At 70.9% G+C, this 17,331-nt stretch carries 16 protein-coding genes; 3 read left to right on the forward strand and 13 right to left on the reverse strand.

Annotation, left to right across the window (positions count from 1 at the left end; all coding sequences use genetic code 11):
• Positions 1-26 precede the first annotated feature (26 nt).
• Together OHO27_RS03730 and OHO27_RS03735 are read left to right on the forward strand one after the other, a co-directional pair.
• Complete coding sequence (locus OHO27_RS03730) at positions 27-1,085, forward strand: hypothetical protein (RefSeq protein WP_328420250.1); 1,059 nt, start codon at positions 27-29, stop codon at positions 1,083-1,085.
• Between the two features lie 167 nt (positions 1,086-1,252).
• The gene (locus tag OHO27_RS03735) at positions 1,253-2,473 is read left to right on the forward strand and encodes a lactonase family protein (RefSeq protein WP_328420252.1); all 1,221 of its coding nucleotides are present in this window, start codon (positions 1,253-1,255) and stop codon (positions 2,471-2,473) included.
• Here OHO27_RS03735 and OHO27_RS03740 read toward each other — a convergent pair.
• Both OHO27_RS03740 and OHO27_RS03745 read right to left on the reverse strand, forming a co-directional pair.
• Complete coding sequence (locus tag OHO27_RS03740; RefSeq protein WP_328420254.1) at positions 2,441-3,166, reverse strand: DUF2470 domain-containing protein; 726 nt, start codon at positions 3,164-3,166, stop codon at positions 2,441-2,443. The two genes, OHO27_RS03735 and OHO27_RS03740, sit on opposite strands and share 33 nt — an antisense overlap.
• Positions 3,167-3,270: 104 nt before the next feature.
• Positions 3,271-3,879 (reverse strand): TetR/AcrR family transcriptional regulator, encoded by a 609-nt coding sequence (locus OHO27_RS03745; protein ID WP_328420256.1) that lies wholly within the window; start codon positions 3,877-3,879, stop codon positions 3,271-3,273.
• A 117-nt stretch (positions 3,880-3,996) separates the two neighbouring features.
• On the opposite strand from OHO27_RS03745, the gene OHO27_RS03750 reads away from it, so the two are divergent.
• Complete coding sequence (locus OHO27_RS03750; RefSeq protein ID WP_328420258.1) at positions 3,997-5,520, forward strand: cytochrome P450; 1,524 nt, start codon at positions 3,997-3,999, stop codon at positions 5,518-5,520.
• On the opposite strand, the gene OHO27_RS03755 is transcribed toward OHO27_RS03750, so the two are convergent.
• From OHO27_RS03755 to OHO27_RS03805, 11 genes are all read right to left on the reverse strand, one after another.
• Entirely contained in the window at positions 5,482-6,315 is an 834-nt protein-coding gene (locus tag OHO27_RS03755; protein ID WP_328420260.1) for a pentapeptide repeat-containing protein, read from the reverse strand. The two genes, OHO27_RS03750 and OHO27_RS03755, sit on opposite strands and share 39 nt — an antisense overlap.
• Positions 6,316-6,363: 48 nt before the next feature.
• The gene (gene sigJ / locus OHO27_RS03760; RefSeq protein ID WP_328420262.1) at positions 6,364-7,257 is read right to left on the reverse strand and encodes an RNA polymerase sigma factor SigJ; all 894 of its coding nucleotides are present in this window, start codon (positions 7,255-7,257) and stop codon (positions 6,364-6,366) included.
• A gap of 33 nt (positions 7,258-7,290) precedes the next feature.
• Positions 7,291-8,034, reverse strand: coding sequence for a PIG-L deacetylase family protein (locus OHO27_RS03765; RefSeq protein ID WP_328420264.1), 744 nt, complete (start codon positions 8,032-8,034; stop codon positions 7,291-7,293).
• Between the two features lie 28 nt (positions 8,035-8,062).
• Positions 8,063-9,364 carry an alpha/beta fold hydrolase gene (locus tag OHO27_RS03770; protein WP_328420266.1) on the reverse strand — a complete coding sequence of 434 codons (1,302 nt, stop codon included), beginning with the start codon at positions 9,362-9,364 and terminating at the stop codon, positions 8,063-8,065.
• 132 nt (positions 9,365-9,496) lie between these two features.
• Positions 9,497-10,522 carry a LacI family DNA-binding transcriptional regulator gene (locus tag OHO27_RS03775; RefSeq protein ID WP_328420268.1) on the reverse strand — a complete coding sequence of 342 codons (1,026 nt, stop codon included), beginning with the start codon at positions 10,520-10,522 and terminating at the stop codon, positions 9,497-9,499.
• Positions 10,523-10,609: 87 nt separating this feature from the next.
• Positions 10,610-12,040: a BNR repeat-containing protein gene (locus OHO27_RS03780; protein WP_328420270.1), complete on the reverse strand. Its 1,431-nt coding sequence runs from the start codon at positions 12,038-12,040 to the stop codon at positions 10,610-10,612.
• A 36-nt stretch (positions 12,041-12,076) separates the two neighbouring features.
• A complete protein-coding gene (locus tag OHO27_RS03785) occupies positions 12,077-12,397 on the reverse strand; it encodes an L-rhamnose mutarotase (RefSeq protein WP_328420272.1) in 321 nt (106 codons plus the stop codon).
• Positions 12,398-12,453: 56 nt separating this feature from the next.
• Positions 12,454-13,536, reverse strand: a complete 1,083-nt coding sequence (rhaS, locus tag OHO27_RS03790; RefSeq protein WP_328420274.1) for a rhamnose ABC transporter substrate-binding protein — start codon at positions 13,534-13,536, stop codon at positions 12,454-12,456.
• 30 nt (positions 13,537-13,566) lie between these two features.
• A complete protein-coding gene (locus tag OHO27_RS03795) occupies positions 13,567-14,559 on the reverse strand; it encodes an ABC transporter permease (protein ID WP_328420276.1) in 993 nt (330 codons plus the stop codon).
• Positions 14,552-15,592: an ABC transporter permease gene (locus OHO27_RS03800; RefSeq protein WP_328420277.1), complete on the reverse strand. Its 1,041-nt coding sequence runs from the start codon at positions 15,590-15,592 to the stop codon at positions 14,552-14,554. Before OHO27_RS03800 ends, OHO27_RS03795 begins: the two co-directional genes overlap by 8 nt.
• Positions 15,589-17,106 (reverse strand): sugar ABC transporter ATP-binding protein, encoded by a 1,518-nt coding sequence (locus OHO27_RS03805; protein WP_328420279.1) that lies wholly within the window; start codon positions 17,104-17,106, stop codon positions 15,589-15,591. The genes OHO27_RS03800 and OHO27_RS03805 overlap by 4 nt, the downstream gene beginning before the upstream one ends.
• Between the last annotated feature and the right edge of the window lie 225 nt (positions 17,107-17,331).

Here is a 17,331-nt window from a genome sequence, read left to right on the forward strand (position 1 = left end):
GCGCCGGATGCGAGGGAGCGGGGCCGATGGCCGACACGACCGTGCGGATCGACGGGAACACACTGCGGCTGCCGGACGGGGTGGCGGTGCGGTTCATGCGTACGCTGCGGCTGCCCGAGTCGGGCACCCATGCGCTGCCGCCGGGGCTCGGGGAGTTTCCGGTCCGGCGGGTTGCGGACTACGCGGACACGGTTCCGCAGGAGTGGCGGGCGCGCGGCGGTGTGATGCTCCCGGTGTATCTGCGCGAGGCGATGTGGCTGAGCTTCGGGGGCACCGCCGAGCCGGCCGCCCTCCAGGTCGGCGTGGGCAAGGTGTGCGCGGTCTCGGGGAAGCCGTGGAGCGACCGGCTGCGGCGCAAACGCCAGAACTACGTCGTGCTGCCCCGCCAGCCCTGGCTGGACGGCATCAACTCCGGGAAGGGCACGGTCCGCCAGTTCGTGGCGGTGCCGCTCGGGCTGGGCGCGACCGTCGAGGGCCAGGTCACGGGCGAGGAGGTCTGGGGCGGCGTACAGCTGCAGTCGTTCCCGCTGAAGGAGCCGCAGCTGGCGAGGTGGCGTCAGGAGGAGCGGCTGCGGGCGGAGCGGGCACGGGCGTTCATGCCGTCCGGGGGCTACGGCGCCGCCATGCCCATGGCGGCGGCACCCGCCCAGGGTGCGGTCCCGGCGCCGGCCGCCGCTCCGGCGGGTGGGACGCGCCGGGCCGCCGCGGCGATGGGCCTGGGCGTCGGCGGTTCGATGCGCCAGGAGGTCTACGAGGACGACCGCCCGCTCTCGGACTGGGCCGAGACTCCCGCCGGCCGGGTCTTCGTCCATCTGGTCACGCCCCCGGAGTGGCGCCGCATCACCGGCGAGGCTCCCCCGCCGTCGCCGGTGGACCGGGCGGCGTACACACGCGCGGCGCTGCCCTGGTTCGAGTACTACGACCAGGATGCCGTGGATCTCGCCCCCACGGACACGCTGGGGGCGGTGAAGCCGGTCGGCGACTGGCTCGGCGACGACCACGAGCCCTGGCAGGCACCGTCGCCGGGCCAGGTGAAGCCGCTCAAGGACGCACCGGGGAAGCCGGTGGAGGACGGCGACTGGTAGCCGGGGGACGACGACTCCGGGCTGACAGACGGCCAGCGGGAGCCGAGCGGTCGCCCCGCCCTTCCATTGCACCCTGCGCAACGCGCGTTGCCGTTCTTGCGCTGGGCTGCTGATCCACGCCAAGGTTGCAGTCGCGACCACGACGACCGACGACCTGAGGTGTGGACATGGGCAGTGGTGGGCTGAGCAGGCGCCGATTCGTCGGAACCCTCGCGGGATCGGCCGCGGGCGTGACACTCCCGACGGCCACGGCGTGTGACGACGCGCCTGCCCCCGCGGACACGGCCGGGACCGCGGCTCCCGAGGCCACCGGCACCGGGACGCGTCCGACCGCCCAGGCCGAGAGCCGCAGGCCGTCCGGCCCCCGCCCGCTCCACCTCGGCACCTACACCTCCGTCGACGGCGGCGGGGAGGGCGTCGGCCTGGCCACGTACGACCCGGAATCGGGCCGGATCACCGGCACCGGCACCGTCGCAGGAGTCGGCGACCCGTCATATCTGGCGGTGCACCCGAACGGCCGGACGCTGTACGCGGTCAACGAGCGTGACGACGGTGCGGTGACCGCCGTCCGCCTTGCCGACCGCAAGGTTCTGGGGAGCCGGAGCACCGGCGGCGCGGCGCCCTGCCATCTGTCCGTGCATCCGAGCGGACGCTGGCTGCTGAGCGCCAACTACGGCACGGGCAGCGTGGCCGTGCACCCGATCGACGCCTCGGGCGCGCTCGGTGAGCGGACCGACCTCGTCACGCACTCCAGCCCGGAGCCCGGTCCGGGCCAGGACGGCCCGCATGCGCACCAGTTCGTCACCAGCCCCGACGGCGGCCATGTGCTCGCCGTCGACCTGGGCACGGACACGGTGTACTCCTACCGCCTCGACCAGAAGGCCGGCACGCTCACCGAGGTCACCCGGGCACGGACCGAGCCGGGTGCGGGCCCGCGGCATCTCACCTTCCACCCGGGCGGCCGGTACGCATATCTGGCCAACGAGGTCGACAACACCGTGGCGGTCTGCGCGTACGACCCCGGCACCGGCCGGCTGAGCATCGGCGCGGGGCAGTCCACGGGCACGGGTTCGGGCACCAGCTATCCGGCGCAGCTCGTGGTGACGCGGAACGGGCGGTACGCCTACCTCGCCAACCGGGGCCACAACAGCCTCGCGCGCTACGCGGTGGAGGCGGACGGCGCCCGGCTGAGGCTGCTCGACACGGTGCCGGTGTCCGGGGACTTCCCGCGGCAGATCGCCCTCTCGCCGGACGGCACGCTGCTGTTCACGGCGAACCAGCGGTCGAGCACCGTCAGCGTCTTCCATGTCGACGAGGACAGCGGTGAACTGAAGCTCGCGGGCGAGCCGTTCGCGTCACCCGTCGCCGTCTGCGCGCTGCCGCTGTAGGGCACGCGGGCAGGAGGCGGCGGTGGCCTGGGCGAGCAGGATGTGCATGCGCTCGGTGAGCTGCGCGACGTCGTCGGCGGGCCGGTGGAACGGCAGCCGTACGTCACCGTGGGACCTGGCACGCTCGATGCGCAGTGTGAGTCCGTGCCGGTCGACGGCGAGCGGCTGGACGCGGACGGCGCCGTGCAGACTGTCGGGCTCCACGAGGCGGGTGAGCCGCTCGACGGCGTCCGGGTGGCAGTCGGCGAGGTGGGTGAGCAGCCGGGCCTCCGCGGTGGCCAGCGGGTCGGGCGCGGCGTCGGCGAACTCGTCGAGGTCGACGACCACGGCGCCGGACGGCTGGCGCAGCACCACGCGGGTCGCCTTGAACGCGAGTTTGCCGTCCTCGGGCGTGAACCAGCCGGACATCCAGAGCCGGGTGCGGATCCGCCTGCGCACGGGCACGGGGGCGACGTCGGCGAACTCCAGGACGGCGGAGGGCTCTCCGCGGGGCGCGCAGATCGCCGCCGTGACGAGCACGCTGTCCTCCGGCACCTCCAGCAGGACGCGCCCCTCCTCGGTCACGGTGTGCGCGCCCACGAGTTCCTCGCGGCAGCTCTCCGCGGTCACCCCGCAGGACCACGCGCCGGCCAGCACCGACCGGGCTCGTTCCGCCGCGGAAGGCGCCGCCGTCCAGGCTTGGCTGTCACCCATCCCATACCTCCTTAGGTAAGCCTCACCTAACCTATCGAAGACCGAGCCGTGCGCCAACCAGCCACGGCGTTCCTGTGCGATCTCATTGGACGTGCGCGAGGCGTTCAGCGGGTGATGACACCCAGCAGGGCGCGGGCGCACAGGTCGCGCACCTGCTCCCGGGAGAGGTCGGAACCGCGCAGCCACTCCAGACAGACGGCTGCGGTGAACGCCAGCCAGCCCCGCACGGCAAGCCGGACGTCGGGCCGCTCCTCGAAGACCGGGCCGAACTCGGGATCGGCCGACATCGCCGCCAGGATCTGCTTCTCCTGCGCGGCCAGGGCCTGTTGGTAGACCTTGCGCACGGCCCGGTCGCCGGCCGCGTCGGCGCGATGGAAGGCGCGGTAACCGTGCGCGTGCGCCTCGACGTACTCCAGATACGTGTCGAGGCTCGCGGCGAGCTGCTCGCGGACCGGGACTCCGGGCACGGCGGCCGTCATCCGCAGCATGCGCTCGCTCTCCCGCTCGACGACGGCCGCGAAGAAGTCACGCTTCGTCGGGAAGTAGTGGTAGAGCAGCCCGCGCGAGACGCCGGCGATCTCGGCGACCTGCTCGATCCACACCTCGTCGTACGGACTCTCCGAGAACAGCCGCGCCCCGACCGCGAGGAGCTGCTCACGGCGCTCCTGCGTGCTGAGCCGGCGGCGGGTGCGCTCGCCCTGGTTCGCGGCCATGCCCGCACTTTACTTGACGTGGGTTCAACAGCGGGACCAGACTGAAACGCCTATTGAACCCACGTACAACAAGCTCAACGTGCCGCTGGATCACGGGAGATCGAGGGAGATCGCGTCATGGCGGAGACAACAACCGGGTCCGGACTTCCGAAGGGGTTCCGCAGCGCCGAGCACGGCTGGCCTGAGTTGTCCCGCATCCCGCATCCCCCGCACCGGCTCCCGCTGCTCGGCGATGCGCTCGGCGCCAGTCGGCGTACGCCGCTGCAGGACTCCCTGCGGTTCGCCCGGCAGTTGGGGCCGATCTTCCGGCGCAAGGCCTTCAACAAGGAGTTCGTGTTCGTGTGGGGCGCCGGCCTCGCGGCCGACATGGCGGACGAGTCGCGGTTCGCCAAGCATGTGGGGCTCGGCATAGCCAACCTGCGGCCGGTCGTCGGGGACGGCCTGTTCACGGCGTACAACCACGAGCCGAACTGGCAGCTGGCGCACGACGTCCTGGCGCCGGGGTTCAGCCGGGAGGCCATGGCGGGCTACCACCCGATGATGCTGGCCGTCGCCGACCGGCTCATGGACTCCTGGGATCGCGCCGCCGATGCGGGCCGGGCGGTGGACGTGTCCGGGGACATGACCAAGCTGACCCTGGAGACCATCGCCCGCACCGGGTTCGGGCACGACTTCGGCTCCTTCGAACGCGCCCGACCGCATCCCTTCGTGACGGCGATGGTCGGCACGCTCAGCTACGCGCAGCGGCTCAACACCGTGCCGTCGCCGTTCCTGCTACGGCGTGCCGCACGGCGCAACCAGGCCGACATCGACCACCTCAACCGCACGGTCGACGACCTGGTCCGCGCCCGCAGGGCGGGCGGCGGCGGGGACGGTGATCTGCTGGACCGGATGCTGGAGACAACGCATCCGGAGACGGGCGAGCGGCTCTCCGCGCAGAACGTCCGCCGGCAGGTGATCACCTTCCTGGTGGCCGGCCACGAGACCACCTCGGGCGCGCTCTCCTTCGCCCTGCACCATCTGTCCCGGCACCCGGACGTCGCGGCCCGCGCCCGCGCAGAGGTGGACCGCGTCTGGGGCGACACGGCGGCGCCGGGCTACGACCAGGTGGCGCGGCTGCGGTATGTGCGCCGGATTCTCGACGAGTCGCTGCGGCTGTGGCCGACGGCGCCCGCCTTCGCCCGGGAGGCGCGCGAGGACACCGTGCTCGGCGGTGCCCATCCGATGCGGCGGGGCGGCTGGGCGCTGGTGCTGACGGCGATGTTGCACCGTGATCCGCAGGTGTGGGGCGCGGACGCCGAGAGTTTCGATCCGGACCGCTTCGATCCGCAGGCCGTGCGGACGCGTGCGTCGCACACCTTCAAGCCGTTCGGGACGGGGGCGCGGGCGTGCATCGGCCGCCAGTTCGCGCTGCACGAGGCCACGCTGGTGCTGGGCCTGCTGCTGCGCCGGTACGAGCTGCCGGCCGACCCGGGGTATCGGCTCCGGGTGACGGAGCGGCTGACGCTGATGCCGGAGGGGTTGCGGCTGCGCGTGGAGCGGCGGACGCCCGGCACCGCGGGCACCGGACCCGTCCCGGGCGGGATGGTCGACAGCGCGAGGTCAGACGTCCGCTGTCCAGTGCACAGGTCGGTCGACTGACGCGGGCAGCCGTGTGCCGGCGCTGCCCCGGGCCGCGTTGAGCTGGGGCTGGGTCAGGAAGAAGGCGCCCGTCAGATCGGCGTCCGTGAGGTCGGTGTCACGCAGGTCGGCCCCGATGAGGTCCGCGCCGCGCAGATCGGCGCCGGTCAGGTCGGCGGCGATGAGGTAGGCGCCGCGCAGGTTCGCGCCCCGCAGGTCGGCGCCCTTGAGCCGGGCGCCCATCAGGTCCGCGCCCCGGCGGTTCTTCTTGCGGCCGCCGCCGGTGCCGGCCCTGGCCAGCTCGCTGGCCTTGAGCAGGAGCACGTTGACGTCCTGGCGGTGCGCGGCCACGTCCAGCGCCGCCAGGTCCTGCGGGGTTCCCCGGGTGAGCTCCTCGGTCCTCTCCAGGATCCGGCGCAGGTCGGCGTAAAGGGGGCGGGCGGCGGGCAGGGTGAGTGCCTCGGTGAGGTACCAGAGCAGTTCGTGGAGCCGGTGGACGACCGGGAAGACGTCGAACATCTGCCGGGCGTGCTCACGTGAGCCCGTCCGCCAGTCCTGTCCGCCGAAGGTGACCTGCGAGACCTTCTGTCCGGCACCGAAGCAGTCGTAGACGGTGCAGCCGGTGAAACCGGTCTGCCGGAGCCGGTCGTGGATGCCGCACCGGTGGTCCTCACGCAGGTTGTGGCAGGGCTTCCCGGCCGCCTTGTCGACCGCGAAGTCGGCGGACGCGGCGAAGGGAAGGGCCACACAGCACAGCCCGAAGCAGTTTGTGCAGTCACCGTGCAGGTCGGCCCGGTCGAACATCTGATCTTGCATACCGTTCAGCATACGGAACGGAAACTCGCCAGTGAGCTGCCCCGTGACTCAGCCGCCGGGGCCCGGCAGATCGAGGCCGGCGAGCCGCTCGGGGTCCGCCAGGATGTACATGTGCGTGATGCGGCCGTCGGCGATGGTGACGCCCATGACCGACTGTGGCCGCCCCTCGGGCGCGTGGACGACCCCGATCTCCCCGTTGACCAGCACGAGCTGCGCGTATCGAGCGAACTGAGCGAACAGCAGCGCCTGTTCGGCCACCGGCTTCGCACCGCGCACCACCTTCGACGCCGCCGCGCCACGGGCCAGCGGCCCGGAGTCCGCGCGCAGCACCACGTCCGGGTCGAGGACCGCGAGCAGCGCCTCGAAGTCCCCCGCGCGGGAGGCCGCCATGAAGGCGTCGAGGACCTGCCGCTGTCTGCCGAGGTCGGGCTCGGACGACGGTGTCGCGCCCCGCGCCCGGCGCCGGGCGCGACTGGCCAGCTGCCGGGTGGCGGACGAGGTGCGTTCCACGATCGGCGCGATGTCGTCGAAGGGCACCGCGAACATGTCGTGCAGCACGAACGCGATCCGCTCGGCCGGCTCCAGCGTCTCCAGGACCACCAGCAGGGCCAGGCCCACCGAGTCGGCCTGGAGAACCTCCTGTTCCGGGTCGATCGTCGAGAGCGGTCTGATCACGGGGTCGGGCACGAAGGTGTCGTCCAGGGGCTCCTCGTGGCGCCGCGTGCGCGAGCGCAGCATGTCCAGGCAGACCCGGCCGACCACGGTGGTCAGCCAGCCGCCGAGGTTCTCGATGGCGCCCGCGTCGCTGCGGCTCAGCTTCAGCCAGCACTCCTGGACGGCGTCCTCCGCCTCGGCCAGTGAGCCGAGCATGCGGTAGGCGACCGCCTTGAGACGCCCGCGGTGCTCCTCGAAGCGGTCCGCCAGCGCTTCCGTCTCGTTCACCGTGCCCCCGTCTCCCGCATAGGTCCGCCGGAACTACCGGCCGAACAGTTCGAACGCCACGGCCGGCTTTCCGCCGAACCGCTCCCCCAGCGCCTCTGCGTTCGCGGTGAGGAAGCCGCGGGCGTACGTCTCCGGGTCCTCGCTCGTCAGCACCTCGATGTAGGTGCGGTGTTCGAGCAGCGAGCGCACCGCCCGCTCCAGGCCCGCCGTCGCGTCCACCGCGTGCGTGGGTGTGCTGGAACCGGCGACGGCGACCCAGCGCACGCCGCCCCAGGGCTCCAGGCCCTGCTCGATGAGCTCCGGGAAGATCCAGCGGTTGCCCGCGTCGCCGGCCGCGTCCAGCGTCGCGCGGCCGACGGCCACATGGTCCGGGGTGTTCCAGGCGACGCCTCCCCAGGTGTCCCGGTGGTTGAGCGTGATCACCAGCTCGGGCCGGTAGCGGCGGATCGCGGCGGCGATGTCGCGGCGCAGGCCGATGCCGTACTCGATCACGCCGTCCTGGTGGTCGAGGAACTCCACAGCGGACACGCCCACGACGGCCGCGCCGGCCCGCTGCTCGCGCTCCCGCAGCGGTGCGCACTTCGCGGGTTCCAGGGTGTCGATGCCGGCCTCGCCGCGGGTCGCGAGGACGTAGGAGACCTCACGACCCCCGTCGGTCCAGGCGGCGATCGCAGCCGAGCAGCCGTACTCGAGGTCGTCGGGGTGCGCGACGACGGCAAGCGCGCGCTGCCAGTCGTCCGGCATGGGCTTCAGCTGAGTGATCGTCGGCTCGGTCATGTCCGCACACTAACGCGTGACTCTGACATCACGCTTCGTCACGGGTGAGCGCGAGCAGCCGGTCCAGGACGCGGGGGCCGCCGGCCCGTACGCCGTCGTGCTCGAACTCGTCCGTCACCCAGGTCCGCAGTCCGCGGATCGCGCGGGCGGTGGCGAGGGAGTGGGCGGTGTCGACGTACATGTCGTCGTGGTAGACGGCGGCCGCGACCGGCACCTCGTTGGCGGCGAGGCGCGCCGGGTCGTACAGGGGCTTCCAGTCGGTGCGGGCGGCAAGGAGTTCGGCGGTCTCGCGCAGCGGGCGCAGCGCCGGATCGCAGTCGAACATCCACGGGTGGATCGTCTCGCCGGTGAACAGCAGCGGTCCGTCGCCCGCGAGGGTCTTGGCCGCGTCGAACTGCGGGAACTCCGCGCGAACGCGCTCGGCGGACCAGTTGGTGGGGCGCGTGTCCTGGCCGTAGATCGCCTCGTGGACGAGGGCGTAGAGCGGGTGGCTCGCGTACGACAGCAGGCCCTGGACCTCCTCCTGGAAGGCGTCCGAGAGGGCGGATCCCTGGGGGGTGCGGACGAAGGCGTCCTCCAGCAGGTAGTGCAGGCGGTGGCTGCCCTCGCCGCCGCCGAGGAGGATACCGAGGGACTGGAAGGCCTCGGCGGTGAGGCGGTAGCCGTTCGGCAGGACCACATCGCTTGCGAGGAGGTGGTCGGCGATTCGGCGGGCGCGCTCGACGTCCTGCGGGTAGCGGGCGTAGTGCGCGGCGACCTTGCGCTCGATCCGCGGGTAGGCCGCGCGATAGACGTCGTCGGCGTGCGCGTCGAGGGAGGGCAGGCCGCCGGTGACGACCGCGGCGGTCAGGCCCTCGGGGGCGGTGGAGAGGTAGTTGACCGTGCAGAAGCCGCCGAAGCTCTGGCCGAGGACGGTCCAGGGAGCGCCGCCGGTCACCTCACGGCGGATCGCCTCGCAGTCACGCACGATCGAGTCGGCACGGAAGTGCGTGAGGTGGTCGGCCTGTTCGGCGGGGGTGCCGCGCAGCGGGAGGGTCTGGCGGTTGGCGGGCGCGGAGTGGCCGGTGCCGCGCTGGTCCAGCAGCAGGACGCGGTACTCCTTGAGCGCGCGGCCGAGCCAGGCGCCCTTGCCGACGAAACGGTTCGCCCCGAAGCCGGGGCCGCCCTGGAGGTAGACCAGCCACGGCTGGTCCTGGTGTGCCTTGTCGCTGGCGACGACCTCACGGGCGTAGAGCTCGATCGTCTCGCCCGTCGGGGCGTCGTGGTCGAGGGGCACGGTGAAGTGGCGGTCGGTGAGGACGACGCCGGGCTGGCGGTAGCTGACGGTCAACAGGGCTCCCGGGACGGATGGTTTTCGGGCCGCGTCCCAGTTCAACACATGTTCGTCCGCCGACCGAGCCCTGGGATCATGAAATCGTACTGAACGGCCGATCAGTGGCCCCGGGTCCGGATCGCCTCGGGATCAGCGGGCCGACAGGCTGGAGCGCCGCACCACCAGCTCGGGCTGGAGTACGACACGCCGGTGCTCGTGCCGCTTCGTCCCGGTCTCCTCCTCCGTCTCCTCCAGCAGCATCTCCGCCGCGAGAGTGCCCATGGTGACCGCGGGCTGCCGTACGGAGGTGAGGGGGACGGCCGCGGCGGCCGCGAACTCGATGTCGTCGTAGCCGACGATCGCGAGGTCGTCGGGGACGCCGACGCCCGCGGCGTACATGGCCTGCAGGACGCCCAGGGCGAGCAGGTCGTTGGCGCAGAAGACGGCGGTCGGGCGGTCGGCGAGGCCGAGCAGGCGGGCACCCGCGTCCCGGCCGGCGGCGACGTCGAGCCGCTCGGTAGGCAGCTCGCGCAGGTTCTCGGGGCCGAGGCCCGCCTCCGCCAGCGCGTTCAGGGCGCCGGTGCGGCGGTCGCGGACCTGGTTGAGGCCGGGCGGGCCGCTGACGTAGGCGATGGAGCGGTGCCCGGCGTCGACGAGGTGGCGTACGGCCAGCGCGCCGCCCGCGACGTCGTCGACGGAGACCGAGCACTCGGTGGTGCCCTCGGCGACCCGGTCGACCAGGACGAAGGGGATGTTGTGGCGGCGAAACGTTTCGATGTTGCGTCCGGTGGCGTCGGCCGGGGTCAGCAGCACGCCCCGCACACGCTGTTCGGCGAAGAGGGACAGGTAGTCGGCCTCCTCGCCGGCGCTCTGCGCGCTGTTGCAGACCATCACGCCGAGCCCGGCGTCCCGCGCGGTCCGCTCGGCGCCGCGCGCCACGTCGACGAAGAACGGGTTGCCCATGTCGAGGACGAGCAGCCCCATGATCCGGCTGCGTCCCGCGCGCAGCTGGCGCGCGGACTCGCTGCGGACATAGCCCAGCCGGTCTATCGCGGACTGCACCCGCGCCCGGGTCTCCGTGGCGACCGCGTCCGGACGGTTGATGACGTTGGACACCGTGCCGACGGAGACTCCGGCGGCGCGTGCGACGTCCTTGATACCCACCGACTGGGCCATCGGGCAGGGACCTCCAGAAAGACTCGTAAGACGTGGGGCGGCGGGAAGGCCTTCACATTACCGTCATGCCGCCCACATCGGCTGCGATCAGGCAGGCAGGCGGAAGTTGAGGTTACGCAGCGCCGAGGGCGTCGTACCGCTGGACTTCTCCTGGTACATGATCGACAGGTAGTGGTCCTGGCCGACGCGCGTCTCGTCGATCACGACCTCGCCGAAGGCGTTCAGCCCTGCGGTGACACCGTCGTACAGCACCGTCCAGTCCGTGTGTCCGGAGGCCTTGGAGGCTCCGGCGATCCGGCAGAACGGGAAGATCGCGTACGCGTTGTCGTACTTGTCCAGGATCAGCTTGGTGCGCTGGCTGGAGTTCAGCGGGACGGGGATCTCGGTCTTCTGCCAGGTGCCCGAGGCGTTCTTGCGGACGTGGAAGGCGCGGCCGTTCGCGGTGCGGTCGGCTACGTAGTTCGTGGTGCACTGCCCGAAGCGGCCGGGGACGTAGCTGATGATCGCGTGCGGCAGGCCCGCGGAGTCGGTGAACTGGCTCTCCTGGTTCATCAGGGAGTGGTCGGGGTTGATTGCGTCGATCACCAGGCCGCTGTCGGTGACGGCGACCTTGTCGGAGCCGCCGGTCGTGCCGACGACGGTGCCGGCGTTGTTGCGCCAGGTGCGGCCGCGGTCGTCGGAGTAGACATAGCCGGTGTCGTGGTTGGTGATGCCGCCGCCGTTGCACATCACGGCGCCGTTCTGCTCGCGCCAGGTGAAGAAGGAGTGCAGGCGGCCGCCCCGGTCGTAGTCGATGCCGTGCAGGTACATGTTGCGGGCGGTCGACGAGCCGTGTTCGCTGGTGTACGTGCCCGTGGAGCTGGACCACTCGCCGAGGTCGGTCCAGGCCGAACCGTTGTACTCGGCGAGGGCGTTGCGGCCGTTTCCGGAGACGGCGACCCGGTAGCTGAGCTGGAGTCCGCCTTCGGGGGTGGAGATGAACTGCGGGTAGGTGAACTGCGAGGTGAGGGCGAGGCCGTCCATGGTCGACTGGGGTGCGCCGAAGCGGCTCGCGGTCCAGCTCAGGCCTGCCGGGCTGTCCATCAGCCCGGCGACGGACTTGACGTAGGTGAAGCCGTCGCTGTGCGAGTCCATGTTGAGGTGAAGGCGGCCGTCGACCTTCGAGATCCCCATCGAGATGACGTTGTGGGAGTCGTTGTAGCGCAGGGTGTGGCCCACCTTGACCGTGGACCAGGTGGTGGCGCCGAGCGCGCGGCGGCCGACGACGGCGCCTCGGTCGGCGGTGTACCAGACGGCGTACTGGTAGCCCTTGTAGGTCAGCAGGCCGTTCTTCTGGAAGGCGTTGTTGTTGACCAGTCCGTCGTACGACACGAAGAAGATGGCCTGCGTGTCGAGCGTGGTCGTGCCGGTCAGGGTGAGGGACGGACCGGGGTCGGCCGCGCGGGCGGTGCCGGAGGCGAGGGCGGGGGTCATCACGGCTCCGGCGAGGGCGGCGCCCAGCAGGGTGCGTCTCTTCATCTCGGGGGACTCCATGGTCGGCTGGGAGGGGGCGGTTCAGGCGAGGTGGAACACTTCCGTGAGCGGTTTCATGGCCTCGTCGGGGCGGGCGCCGTCCAGCGACTCGAAGAACGGCGCCATCTCCTTCTGCCAGCGGGCGTTGACCTCCGTGGCCGCCATGCCGGCCTGGGCGGCGGCGAAGTCCCCGGTCTCCAGATAGCCGACGAGGAGGCCGTCGTCGCGCAGGAAGAGCGAGTAGTTGTGCCAGCCGGTGGCGGAGAGCGCTTCGAGCATCTCCGGCCACACGGCGGCGTGCCGCTCGCGGTACTCGTCCAGGCGGTCCTGACGGACCTTCAGCAGGAAGCACACGCGCTGCATCAACGACCCTCCGGGGCCCAGAAGTTGAAGACGGACTCAGAAGTTTGAAGCCGGGCTCAGAAATTGAACTTGTCGATGTTCTTGGCGTCGAACACGGTCGGCTTGCCGAGGCTGATCACACCGTCCTTGCCGATGGTGTACTCGCCCATGTCGCCGGCCTCGAAGGTCTCGCCCTCCTTGCCGGTGATCTGGCCGGAGACCAGGGCGACGGCGGTACGGGCGGCCAGCTCGCCGAGCTTCGAGGGGTCCCACAGCTCGAACGCCTCGACGGTCCCGTTCTTGACGTACTTGCGCATGTCGTTCGGGGTGCCGAGACCGGTCAGCTTGACCTTGCCCTTGTACTTGGAGCCGGAGATGTACTGGGCGGCCGCCTTGATGCCGACCGTCGTCGGGGAGATGATCCCCTTCAGGTTCGGGTACTCCTGGAGCAGGCCCTGGGTCTGCTGGAAGGACTGCTGGGCGTCGTCGTTGCCGTAGGCGATCTTGACGAGCTTGATGTCCTTGTACTTGGGGTCCTTGAGCTCGTCCTTCATGAAGTCGATCCAGGTGTTCTGGTTCGTCGCGGTCTGCGCGGCGGACAGGATCGCGATCTCGCCCTTGTAGTCGATCTGTTCGGCGAGCAGCTGCACCTCGGTGCGGCCGAGGTCCTCGGCGGACGCCTGCGAGACGAAGGCGTTGCGGCAGTCGGCGGTGGTGTCGGAGTCGTAGGTGACGACCTTGATGTCGTTCTTCATGGCCTGCTTCAGCGCGGTGCACAGGGCGCCCGGGTCCTGCGCGGAGACGGCCATCGCGTCGACCTGCTGCTGGGTGAGCGTGTTGACGTAACTCACCTGCCCGGCGGTGTCGGTCGCGCTGGACGGCCCGACCTCCTTGTAGCTGGAGCCCAGCTCCTTCAGCGCCGCCTCGCCGCCCTTGTCGGCGGAGGTGAAGTAGGGGTTGTTGACCTGCTTGGGCAGGAAGCCGACGGTCAGGCCCTTCTTCAACTCGGCGTTCGGGTCGGCCTTGCCGGCGGTGGCGGCGGAGGCGCCCTCGTTCTTGACGTCCTCTTTGGTGGTGCCCCCGCAGGCGGTGAGGGCGAGAGCGAGGGACGTGGCGGCGGCGAGGGCCGCGGAGGCGCGGCGGAGGGATGACTTGCGCATGGTGGGAGTCCTTTACGAGGAAGGGCTGAGTTACGAGGTCGGAGTCGAGGCGGCTCTACGGCCCGCCCTCGCCACGGAGATCTGCCGTGCGACCCGCGGGCCGAGCACGGACAGCACGAGCAGGACGCCGGTGACGACGATCTGCGACTGGGCGGAGACGTCCTGGAGGCTCATGACGTTCTGCAGCGCCCCCAGCAGGAACACCCCGGCGATGGCGCCGCCCAGCGTGCCCTTGCCGCCGTCGAAGTCGATGCCGCCGAGCAACACGGCGGCCACGACGGAGAGTTCGAGCCCCGTGGCGTTGTCGTAGCGGGCGCTCGCGTAGTGCAGCGCCCAGAAGATGCCGGTGAGGGAGGCCATCAGGCCGGTCACCGTGAACAGGATCAGCTTCTGCCGCTTGACGCGGATACCGGCGAAGCGCGCCGCCTCCTCGCTCGCGCCGGTGGCGAAGACCGACCGTCCGAACGGGGTGGCGTGCAGCGCGACCACGGCGATGGCGAGCAGGACGAGGAAGGGCAGGAACGCGTACGGAATGAACGTGTCCCCGATCCGTCCGGCGGCGAAGTCCAGGTACTGGGACGGGAAGTCGGTCACCGCGTCCGACCCGAGCACGATCTGTGCGATGCCCCGGTAGGCGGCGAGGGTGCCGATCGTGACGGCGAGGGACGGCAGGCCCAGCCTGGTCACCAGGAGCCCGTTGATCAGACCGCACACCACACCGAGCAGGAGGCAGATCGGGATGATCGTCTCGATCGTCATGCCCTGGTTCCACAGCGCACCCATCACCGCGCCCGAGAGCCCGGCGGTCGATGCGACCGAGAGATCGATCTCGCCCGAGACGACCAGCAGCGTCATCGGCAGGGCGATCAAAGCGATCGGAAGGGTGTTCCCGATCAGGAACGACAGGTTGAGAGCGTTTCCGAAGCCATCGACCGTGGTGAAGGACAGCAGGAGCACGACGATCAGAAGGGCGCCGACGACCGTGTCCCAGCGAACGGCGCGCGCGAGCGACGAGTCAGCCATGGCGGGCGTTCCTCTTCTTCAGGGCGTTGGCCACGCGCAGCGCGACGATCCGGTCGACCGCGATGGCGAGGATGAGCAGGATGCCGTTGATGGCGAGCACCCAGACGGAGCTGACGCCGAGGGCGGGCAGGACGCTGTTGATGGAGGTCAGCAGCAGCGCGCCGAGCGCGGCACCGTAGACGCTGCCGGAGCCGCCGGTGAAGACGACACCGCCGACCACGACCGCGCTGACGACGGTGAGTTCGTAGCCGTTGCCGGTGCCGGAGTCGACGTTGCCGAACCGGGCGAGGTACAGGGCGCCCGCGAGACCGGCGAGCGCACCGCAGAAGGTGTACGCGGCCAGGATCCGCTTGCGCACCGGGATGCCGGCGAGGCGGGCGGCCTCCGGGTTGGAGCCGAGGGCGTACAGCTCGCGGCCGCTGCCGAAGTGCCTGAGGTAGTACGCGGTCGCCACCAGCACGGCGAGGGCGATCAGCGCCAGCCACGGCACCGCGGAGATGCCGCCGGAGCCGAAGTCGACGAAGCCGTCCGGGAGGTCGGCCGCGGTGATCTGGCGGGAGCCGACCCAGATGGAGTCGATGCCGCGGATGATGTAGAGCGTGCCGAGGGTGACGACGAGCGCGGGCACCTGGCCGAGGCTGACGAGCAGGCCGTTCAGCAAGCCGAAGCCGATGCCCAGCAGGACCGCCAGGAGCACGGCGACGACCGGGTTCCCGCCGCCCTGGAGGTACGTTCCGGCGGCGAAGGCGCTGATGCCGAGCGTCGAGCCGACCGACAGGTCCACGTTCCTCGTGATGACGACCAGGGACTGGCCCGTGGCGACCAGGACGAGGATCGTCGCGTTCAGCAGCAGGTCCTTGATGCCCTGCTCGGTGAGGAACTCGCTGTTGCCCAGCTGGGTGACGACGATCATCACCACGAAGACGACCAGGATGGCGAGTTCACGCATCTTGAAGACGCGGTCGACCAGGCGGGTGCCGCTGGACTTCGGCACGTCGGTGACAGGTGCCTCCTTGGGAGTGATCACCGTCATGCGGCGGCCCTCCCCGTTGCTGCGGCCATCACGGTTTCCTCGGTGGCTTCGGAGCGTGGGATCTCGGCGGTGAGGCGGCCCTCGTGCATCACGAGCACGCGGTCGGCCATGCCGAGGATCTCGGGCAGGTCGGAGGAGATCATCAGAACGGCCACGCCGTCGGCGGCCAACTCGCTGAGCAGCCGGTGCACTTCGGCCTTCGTACCGACGTCGATGCCCCGGGTCGGCTCGTCGACGATCAGCACCTCGGGGCCGGTGGCGAGCCACTTGGCGAGGACGACCTTCTGCTGGTTGCCGCCGGACAGGGTGTTGACCGTGTCGGCGATCCGCGCGTACTTGACCTGGAGCTTGACGGCCCAGTCGAGGGAGCGGCTGCGCTCGGCGCCGCGGTCCATCAGGCCGGCCCTGACGGTCGTACGCAGCCCGGTGAGGCCGATGTTGCGCTCGATGGACATGTCCATGACCAGGCCTTGAGCCCGCCGGTCCTCGGGGACCAGGGCGAGGCCGCAGGCCATGGCGGTGGAGGGGGCGCCGTTGGTGAGCGCCTTGCCGCCGACGGACACCTCGCCCGCGTCCCACCGGTCGATGCCGAACACGGCCCGCGCGACCTCGGTACGGCCCGCGCCGACGAGCCCCGCGAGACCGACGATCTCACCGCGTCGTACGTCGAAGGAGACATCGGTGAAGACGCCCTCACGGGTCAACCTGCGGACGCTCAGGGCCACTTCGCCCGGCTTCACGTCCTGCTTGGGGTACAGGTCGTCGAGGTCGCGGCCGACCATCCGGCGTACGAGGTCCTCCTCGGTCATGCCGTCCAGCGGCTCGCTGGCGATCCAGGCGCCGTCGCGCAGGGTGGTGACCCGCCGGCAGATCTGGAAGATCTCCTCCAGCCGATGGGAGATGAAGAGGACGGCGGCGCCCTGTTCGCGCAGGGTGCGAACGACGCCGAAGAGCCGGGCGACCTCGCTGCCGGTGAGGGCGGCGGTCGGCTCGTCCATGATCAGGACGCGGGCGTCGAAGGAGAGCGCCTTGGCGATCTCGACGATCTGCTGGTCGGCGATGGACAGGCCGCGCGCGGGCCGGTCGGGGTCGAGTTCGACGCCGAGGCGCTGCATCAGGGCGAGGGTCGCCGTGTGCGTGGCCTTGTGGTCGATCCGGCCGAGGGCGCGCCGGGGCTGACGGCCCATGAAGATGTTCTCGGCGATCGACAGGTCGGGGAAGAGGGTCGGCTCCTGGTAGATCACGGCGATACCGGCGTCGCGGGCGTCGCCGGGTCCGTGGAAGACGACGGGCGCGCCGTCGAGCAGCACCTGGCCGGCGTCCGGCCGGTGCACTCCGGCGAGCGTCTTGATCAGGGTCGACTTGCCCGCGCCGTTCTCCCCGGCGAGGGCGTGCACCTCCCCGGGAAACAGCTCCAGGGAGACGTCCCGCAGGGCGCGGACCGCGCCGAAGGACTTCGAGATGTCCCTGAGCGCCAGAACCGGGGCCGGACCCGTGGTGGACGGGTGGGTCATGAGGGCTCCTCGACGACGTCGGCGGGACGGCCCTCTCGACGTCGTGAAAGGTTTCAACTTGGTTGCCGGGACGTTAGACATGGAGCGCATGTCACGTCAATGGGTCCGTGTCGAAAAACTTTCGATGAACGAAGGTCACGGGCGAGTCACAACAAGAAGCCGTGGCTGCGGGGCTTGACACCCCTTCGGAGGCCTCATACGTTCCCGTCTTGAATCGTTTCACGA

Source organism: Streptomyces sp. NBC_00443 (genome assembly GCF_036014175.1).
In the GTDB taxonomy this organism is placed as follows: domain Bacteria; phylum Actinomycetota; class Actinomycetes; order Streptomycetales; family Streptomycetaceae; genus Streptomyces.

Excerpts from the sequence above, each read along its gene's own strand:
- OHO27_RS03730 (WP_328420250.1), top strand. The coding sequence starts at position 27 with ATGGCCGACACGACCGTGCGGATCGACGGGAACACACTGCGGCTGCCG.
- OHO27_RS03735 (WP_328420252.1), top strand. The coding sequence starts at position 1,253 with ATGGGCAGTGGTGGGCTGAGCAGGCGCCGATTCGTCGGAACCCTCGCG.
- OHO27_RS03740 (WP_328420254.1), bottom strand. The coding sequence starts at position 3,166 with ATGGGTGACAGCCAAGCCTGGACGGCGGCGCCTTCCGCGGCGGAACGA.
- OHO27_RS03745 (WP_328420256.1), bottom strand. The coding sequence starts at position 3,879 with ATGGCCGCGAACCAGGGCGAGCGCACCCGCCGCCGGCTCAGCACGCAG.
- OHO27_RS03750 (WP_328420258.1), top strand. The coding sequence starts at position 3,997 with ATGGCGGAGACAACAACCGGGTCCGGACTTCCGAAGGGGTTCCGCAGC.
- OHO27_RS03755 (WP_328420260.1), bottom strand. The coding sequence starts at position 6,315 with ATGCAAGATCAGATGTTCGACCGGGCCGACCTGCACGGTGACTGCACA.
- OHO27_RS03765 (WP_328420264.1), bottom strand. The coding sequence starts at position 8,034 with ATGACCGAGCCGACGATCACTCAGCTGAAGCCCATGCCGGACGACTGG.
- OHO27_RS03775 (WP_328420268.1), bottom strand. The coding sequence starts at position 10,522 with ATGGCCCAGTCGGTGGGTATCAAGGACGTCGCACGCGCCGCCGGAGTC.
- OHO27_RS03780 (WP_328420270.1), bottom strand. The coding sequence starts at position 12,040 with ATGAAGAGACGCACCCTGCTGGGCGCCGCCCTCGCCGGAGCCGTGATG.
- OHO27_RS03785 (WP_328420272.1), bottom strand. The coding sequence starts at position 12,397 with ATGCAGCGCGTGTGCTTCCTGCTGAAGGTCCGTCAGGACCGCCTGGAC.
- rhaS (WP_328420274.1), bottom strand. The coding sequence starts at position 13,536 with ATGCGCAAGTCATCCCTCCGCCGCGCCTCCGCGGCCCTCGCCGCCGCC.
- OHO27_RS03795 (WP_328420276.1), bottom strand. The coding sequence starts at position 14,559 with ATGGCTGACTCGTCGCTCGCGCGCGCCGTTCGCTGGGACACGGTCGTC.
- OHO27_RS03800 (WP_328420277.1), bottom strand. The coding sequence starts at position 15,592 with ATGACGGTGATCACTCCCAAGGAGGCACCTGTCACCGACGTGCCGAAG.
- OHO27_RS03805 (WP_328420279.1), bottom strand. The coding sequence starts at position 17,106 with ATGACCCACCCGTCCACCACGGGTCCGGCCCCGGTTCTGGCGCTCAGG.